Source organism: Streptomyces recifensis, from assembly GCF_002154615.1.
Taxonomy (GTDB): domain Bacteria; phylum Actinomycetota; class Actinomycetes; order Streptomycetales; family Streptomycetaceae; genus Streptomyces; species Streptomyces griseoluteus.
In genome coordinates, this window is record NZ_MUNH01000285.1 from 1 (window position 1) to 278 (window position 278).

The 278-nt window shown below is 73.7% G+C and carries 1 pseudogene; it reads left to right on the forward strand.

Features of this window, described 5'->3' with window-relative positions:
• Positions 1 to 278, forward strand: a pseudogene (locus CCN33_RS33030) (MFS transporter); the annotation flags it as partial.

Genomic DNA, 278 nt, shown 5'->3' on the forward strand with positions numbered 1-278 from the left:
GCTCGGTCTTCCTGGTCAACATCCCGCTGATGCTGGTGAGCCTGCCCATCGGCCGGATGCTGCTGCCCGAGTCCCGCGGCGAGCGGGACGGTCCCTGGGACGTCGTCGGCGCCCTGATGGCGGCGGGCGGCCTCTTCGGCGTCGTCCTCGGCGTCAAGCGGCTCGGCGGTGGCGAGGACCTCACCGGCCCGCTCACGCTGGTACCGCTCCTGGTGGGGGTGGCCCTGGTCGTCCTCTTCGTCCGGCGCCAGTCGCGCTGCGCCCACCCGCTGGTCGAC